The sequence below is a fragment of the Rhizorhapis sp. genome (genome assembly GCF_035276005.1).
Taxonomy (GTDB): Bacteria; Pseudomonadota; Alphaproteobacteria; order Sphingomonadales; family Sphingomonadaceae; genus Rhizorhapis.
Genome location: NZ_DATEMB010000001.1, coordinates 1 through 3,951 on the forward strand (window position 1 = coordinate 1; position 3,951 = coordinate 3,951).

A 3,951-nucleotide genomic window follows, 5' to 3' on the forward strand; every position below is an offset into this window, starting at 1 on the left:
GCATGCGAGAGAAGCGAGCCGGTCCGGAAGATGTCGGTGACCTCCGCGGGGCAGTTCGAGAGCGCGTCCTTCAGATCCTCGGTGGGATTGTTGGAATTCGCCTCGATCTTTTCCCGGCTTTGCTGATAGCTTTTGGCGAAGCCCTGTTTCACCGATCGATAGCCGGTCATCTCCTCGATGATGCCCGACATATTGTCGTCGCCTTTGGCGATCTGGACCATGCGGTTTGAAAGGCGACAGTCATTCACCTGGATGGAGTTGAGGTAATTGGTCGCCGCCTCCATCTTGCTGATGATATTGCCCATTTTTTCATCGAGCGTTTCGAGGAGATACTGGAATGCGACTGCGGGCGCGGCCTGAAGAATGCTTTCGAGCTTCTGGACGAGATAGTCGGGGTCGAGGAACGACATGCCGCCCAAGAACATGTCGATGCCGCCACACCCGGCCTTCACTTTGGGAAGCGTGAGGCTCATCAGATAGTCATTATGGACGTCGACCCGGCCGGACATCCCACCCGCCGTCACATAGCCGCGGGTCTGGTCCTCGAAGCTGCCGGGGCTCGTATAGGTCACATTGTCGAACCAGCTTTCCGCCCAGCCCTGCGCATGAGCGGCGGGCGCGGTCAGAGCGATGCCGAGCGCTGCGAAGCTGGTCAGGGATTGGCGACAGATAGGGGCCATGGCGGGTGTCCTTGCTGGAGGGGAAGAGGGCTGAGACCCGCCATGGTCAGCTCCCTTTGGTCTTGGTTTGAGGGGATGCGGCGCCGGCCGGCGCCACGATACCGGTATATTTGGACATGGCGCGAAGGCCGATTTCCGGCTTCACGCCTGTCAGCAGTTTCACGCCAAGATAGATGATTCGCAGCAGATTGGCGTCATGATCAGTGCCGATTGCTGCGGGCACGAGGCGCGCCGGATCGGCTACCGGCTGCACCCAGAGGACCGGGTGGCCAACCCAGGGGAGGCCGAGCCGCCCGGATCGAATAAGCGCCTCGCCGGGCGAAATGGTTCGGACCTGCCAGCCATAGGCGTGGCCCAAGCGAAGTAGCTTCGCCCAGAGATCGCCGCATGGCACGCAGCCGGGCGCCGAACTCATCTCTATCACGAACAACCTGCTCTCTGACCGCAACGTTTCGTCGAGGTCGGGTGGGAAATCGCGGGTCTGCGGAACGCGCGCGAGCCAGTTGGTCAATTCCTTGGACGTGGCGACCGGGTGGATCGCGGCCCGTCTCGCCATGTTTCCTTTATTGGGAGACGCAGGGCAGGCTGGTACCGAGATGCCCAGTACGGAAAGAGGCACCAGGATTTGCAAACTCGGCTTGAATGTAATGAAAAAATCCATTACACGCTGGCTCGAAAGGATCACTCGGATGAATGCACTCACGGTCACCGCAAAAGGGCAAATCACGCTGAAGAAGGATTTGCTCCAGCATCTGGGTATCCATCCCGGCGACAAGCTTAGCATCGACAAGATGCCAGGAGGCGAAGTTCGAATCCGGGCTGACCGGCCGTCTGGCAGTATTGCCGATTTTTGCGGGTCACTGAAGCGGGAAGGGCAGCCATCTCTCTCGATTGAAGAAATGAACGAGATCATCGCTAAGGGCTGGGCCGGAGAACTGTGAAAGTCACGGCGGATACCAACATCCTGGTCCGCGCGGCGATACAGGACGACGTCAAGCAGGGAGCGATCGCACGCAAGCTGGTGACCAACTCTGAATTGGTCGCGGTGCCGCTGTCCGCGCTGTGCGAATTCTGCTGGGTTCTCAAAGTCGGTTATAAACTGACCGCCGGCGAAATCGCGGCCTCGGTTCGGCTTCTGCTCAATTCCGGCAATGTTGTTCTGGATCGCGGGGCAGCCGAGGCTGGCCTCGCCCTCCTGGACGCGGGGGGCGATTTTGCCGATGGTGTCATTGCGCATGACGGTCAGTGGCTGGGAGCCGATGTGTTCATGAGCTTTGATAAAAAGGCTGTGAAGCTCTTGCAGGCTGCGGGACAGAATGCAGCTCATCCCGATTAACAGTGGGCCGGTGTTTGGCGGTTTCGTGACTGTGGAGCAGGCGGGCGCTTTCATCAGCGGTCTGCCTGCGCTGATAAGGCACTCAACGCCCCATCGGCGGAGCTGGCCGACACCGGGCCATTGGCGAGTGCGTCGAAGAAGCCACCTTCCTCTCCCGCGCCAGTCATGAACTGTTCGGGACGGATGTCGCCGTTCAATAGCCGCACGGCCTGATAGGCCATGGCCGAGAGATTGGGATAAGCCTCAACCCCGCTCGCGATCACCATGCGCTGCTGACTGTCGCGCTTGATGACCATGGTCGTTGGCGTGACCTCGACGCCGAACCGTTGGGTCAGCTCAGGATGGGCACCGAGATCCTGGCGGATCACCTGCCAGCCATATTCCTCCTGGAATCGTTGGGCGATTGGCCACTGGACCCGGCAGTAGCCGCAGCTCTCCCGGCTGAACATGACAAGGGCGTAGGCGCGTGAGTTGGCGCGGAGATAAGTGCGACGCGCCGCCTCCTTCTCCGCGCCCAGCGCCGCGCGCGCGTCGCCGACCATCGGATTGGCCGATTTGGAGTTGAGTTCAGGGTGGGTCAGCATCGCGATCTGCGTCACGCCGGCAAAGGCACGCGCCTTTCGCCGCGCAAAATCCTGAAGCCGCCAGAAGTCGGAGACTGCGTCCACGCTCAGTACGGTCGCGGCATAGTCGCGCTGCGCCTCGATCAGCTTGGCGATGCGCGGTGGCGACCATTTGGCAAGTTCGGTCATCGGTGGGATCGTGGGCTTCTCGACTGCCTCTTCCACGTTCTCAACGTCCGTTGGCGCGGGTGGCGCTTCATACCACCAATAGCCCTGGCGGACTTTGGCGGGCGCGGAAGGGGAGGTTGCGCACATGCCGGCCGTCGGGGTGACCAGGGCCGCGGCGAAGATCAGCGATCGGATGGCGCGCCGGGTCATAGCACCCGCTCCATGCGCGTGAGCGCCGAGATGGGCACCAGCCCGAAATAGCGGCTGTCGAACCCGTCCTTGTAAGAAGAACCGATATAGGCCTTGCCCGCCGGGATCGTCCCAGTCACCCAGCGGAAATAGTCGAGCCGCTGCCCGCTTTTGCCATAGGGTTTGCTGACGCCAATCAGGCTGCCGTTGCAGAAGAAGGCGGCTTCGAGACGCTTGGGATAGCGATCGGAGTGCATAGTGTAGGCGGCGAGAGTGTCGCCAGGCAGGCAGAGCGCATATTTGGTGACGTTGACCGGCAGAGGCCCTGCGAGCGGATGGCGCAGATCGAACATGACGAGATCATCCCGTTCGACCGTGCCGCCGACCTTCCGGACTGCCCAGGCGTCGATCGATGGGCTTCTGACCCAGATGAGTTGGGGCAGCGCCCACCAGACGAAAAGCGCGATGGCGCTCACGATCAGGATCGCCCTGGCGAGCCGGCTCTGGACGAAGGGCTGGTAAGGATCGGTCGATTGAAGGGCGGCGGCCGCTTGGTGGGGAAGGTCGCGGACCTTGGGCCAGACGAACTTACCGGCGTTCCAGGCGAGTCTGAGCATCGCGGACCTCCTCTGTGCCGCCAAGGCGGGCATAGGTTTCGAGCATTCCAGACAGCGCCGCGTCGCCATAGACGAGGTGGCTCGCCCTGGCGGATGCCGACCCATCCTCCTCGCGCTCGCAATAGGGCTTGGTCGGATCTCCGGGGAGAAGGCCCAGTGCCGGCACGCGGACGACGCCATGCTGGCGGAACAGGATCGGATCGACGATGAGCTGAACGTCGCGCATCGCGCAGGCTGGACCTTCGCAGCCTGGATCGAGCCGCAGGATTTGCGCGGAGAGCTTCGCCATCGGGCCAACCTTGGTGAGACCGCCGGGCATCCCCCGGAACGCCAACACGCCCCTGGTCCGCTCAAGCTGCCCGGCATAATTTCGCAGCATAGTGAGAGGCATGGAGGAG

At 62.0% G+C, this 3,951-nt stretch carries 7 protein-coding genes; 2 read left to right on the forward strand and 5 right to left on the reverse strand.

From position 1 onward, the window contains the following. Together VJS46_RS00005 and VJS46_RS00010 are read right to left on the reverse strand one after the other, a co-directional pair. The coding region (locus tag VJS46_RS00005) for a conjugal transfer protein TraH (RefSeq protein WP_324057168.1) at window positions 1–680 on the reverse strand (680 nt) is incomplete at its 3' end. Window positions 681–726: 46 nt separating this feature from the next. Next, window positions 727–1,236 (reverse strand): hypothetical protein, encoded by a 510-nt coding sequence (locus VJS46_RS00010; RefSeq protein WP_324057170.1) that lies wholly within the window; start codon window positions 1,234–1,236, stop codon window positions 727–729. A 91-nt stretch (window positions 1,237–1,327) separates the two neighbouring features. On the opposite strand from VJS46_RS00010, the gene VJS46_RS00015 reads away from it, so the two are divergent. Both VJS46_RS00015 and VJS46_RS00020 read left to right on the forward strand, forming a co-directional pair. Further along, window positions 1,328–1,621: an AbrB/MazE/SpoVT family DNA-binding domain-containing protein gene (locus tag VJS46_RS00015; protein ID WP_414707943.1), complete on the forward strand. Its 294-nt coding sequence runs from the start codon at window positions 1,328–1,330 to the stop codon at window positions 1,619–1,621. Then, entirely contained in the window at window positions 1,618–2,016 is a 399-nt protein-coding gene (locus tag VJS46_RS00020) for a type II toxin-antitoxin system VapC family toxin (protein ID WP_324057172.1), read from the forward strand. Before VJS46_RS00015 ends, VJS46_RS00020 begins: the two co-directional genes overlap by 4 nt. A 53-nt stretch (window positions 2,017–2,069) precedes the next feature. Here the strand turns inward: VJS46_RS00020 and VJS46_RS00025 are convergent, their stop codons facing one another. The 3 genes from VJS46_RS00025 to VJS46_RS00035 form a co-directional block, all read right to left on the reverse strand. Continuing rightward, a complete protein-coding gene (locus VJS46_RS00025) occupies window positions 2,070–2,957 on the reverse strand; it encodes a conjugal transfer protein TraF (protein WP_414707944.1) in 888 nt (295 codons plus the stop codon). Further along, window positions 2,954–3,553 carry a peptidase gene (locus VJS46_RS00030; RefSeq protein WP_324057174.1) on the reverse strand — a complete coding sequence of 200 codons (600 nt, stop codon included), beginning with the start codon at window positions 3,551–3,553 and terminating at the stop codon, window positions 2,954–2,956. Before VJS46_RS00030 ends, VJS46_RS00025 begins: the two co-directional genes overlap by 4 nt. Further along, on the reverse strand, window positions 3,525–3,951 hold a 427-nt coding region (locus VJS46_RS00035), incomplete at its 5' end, for a type-F conjugative transfer system pilin assembly protein TrbC (RefSeq protein ID WP_324057176.1). The genes VJS46_RS00035 and VJS46_RS00030, both read right to left, overlap by 29 nt.

Excerpts from the sequence above, each read along its gene's own strand:
- VJS46_RS00010 (WP_324057170.1), bottom strand. The coding sequence starts at position 1,236 with ATGGCGAGACGGGCCGCGATCCACCCGGTCGCCACGTCCAAGGAATTG.
- VJS46_RS00015 (WP_414707943.1), top strand. The coding sequence starts at position 1,328 with ATGAAAAAATCCATTACACGCTGGCTCGAAAGGATCACTCGGATGAAT.
- VJS46_RS00030 (WP_324057174.1), bottom strand. The coding sequence starts at position 3,553 with ATGCTCAGACTCGCCTGGAACGCCGGTAAGTTCGTCTGGCCCAAGGTC.
- VJS46_RS00025 (WP_414707944.1), bottom strand. The coding sequence starts at position 2,957 with ATGACCCGGCGCGCCATCCGATCGCTGATCTTCGCCGCGGCCCTGGTC.